A 1482-nucleotide genomic window follows, 5' to 3' on the forward strand; every position below is an offset into this window, starting at 1 on the left:
CTGTACTTCTGCGGTTAAACGGCGGGGCTATCTCTTTACATGACCTACCGATGGTATGAGTGCAGTTTCCTACAGAAGTCACACACCGAAAATCGATATCCGTCGGTTTCTTGCGCCCCTCAGAGACGCGTTCACGACGCGTCTCGATGGGCGCTCATGGCCACGAGCAGCAAACACGTGGCGTGTCGCGCCTGCATACGTTGAGGGGTTGATTCGCCCTGGCAGTCACAAGACGCTCCGAGGTATCGGAAAACGACTCGATATTAACGAACACAGAGTCCGCCGATTTATCAGCGAAAGTCCCTGGGAACATGACGCCGTCCAAGATCACCTGAACGAACACATCCCTGAGAAGATCGCATCGCCAGAGGCGATGCTGATCGTTGATGATGTCGATATCCTCAAACACGGGTACAACAGCGTCGGTGTCAAAACACAATACGCCGGTTCACTTGGGCATCTCGCCTCCTGCCAAGTTGGTGTCGATTGTGTCCTCGCTGTTCCTGGTGATCACTACAACGCCGATCAACTCACGTGGCCCCTTGGCTGTGAAATCTATCTTCCACAAGATTGGGCAACGGACGATGAATTCGAGGAACGCCGCCAGGACTGCGGCGTTCCGCAAGACCTTCACTTCCGGACGAAGCCAGAGATTGCTCTCGAACTCCTTGCGCGGGCACGAGAAGCGTCGGGGGCCCCCCCCCCCGGGGGGGGCCCCGACTCCGGATACGGTGAGCTGCAGACCTTTCGCAAGCAGCTCCGTGACTGGAACGAACCGTACATCCTCGGCGTTGGACCCAAGGATATGCAGATTATACCAGAGTCAACACCGATTGAATACCCAGAGGATGCCTCTGGAATCGGGCGCCCTCCTAGTGAACCGCGATATCCGCCGGATGCAACTCCGCAATCTCCGGAGGAGATTGCTGACGGTCTCACAGATGAGGATTGGACTTCGGTGACGTGGGCAGAAGGGACGAAAGAACTGCTCTCCGGGCAGTTCTTTCGGACGCGAGTACGCGTGGTCAAACGAGTTAGAAAGCGCCGAGTCACGGAGGAGACTGGATGGCTCCTCATCGAGGACGCCACAGACGAACTGCGTGCATGGCTGTGTTGGGGAGTGGACGACTGGTCCATCAAGGAACTAGCTGCTTATGCTCACCTTCGGTGGTCCATCGAGCAGTTCCACAAAGAGGCCAAACAGGTACTGGCCCTCGATCAGTTCGAAGGGCGCTCATGGAAAGGATGGCATCACCACGTAACGATGGTGTTATTGACGTATGCGTTCGTTGCGGCCGAGCGTGCCGCGCATGGCGCGGCCGCGCGGCCACCACCGTTTCCGAAGGTTGCTCGCACTCTGGTGTATGAAATGGCAACCCAGATCGCGGAATCTGAAGGGTTAGAACTGCTGCAAGCTCAAGAAGTTGGAGAGGCCATGGTGAAGGGGTTGACTGACTGGTGATTAAACCGCAGAAGTACAGT

1 protein-coding gene is annotated in these 1482 nt (G+C 56.6%); it reads left to right on the top strand.

The features are described from left to right. The first annotated feature begins 55 nt into the window (after positions 1-55). Positions 56-1462: an IS701 family transposase gene (locus EOW68_RS18255; protein ID WP_128226578.1), complete on the top strand. Its 1407-nt coding sequence runs from the start codon at positions 56-58 to the stop codon at positions 1460-1462. Positions 1463-1482: the final 20 nt, after the last annotated feature.

It is taken from the genome of Halovenus amylolytica, assembly GCA_004015825.1.
Classification (GTDB): Archaea; Halobacteriota; Halobacteria; order Halobacteriales; family Haloarculaceae; genus Halovenus; species Halovenus amylolytica.

Bases quoted from the DNA above. Each gene is read 5' to 3' on its own strand.
- EOW68_RS18255 (WP_128226578.1), top strand. From the start codon at position 56: ATGAGTGCAGTTTCCTACAGAAGTCACACACCGAAAATCGATATCCGT.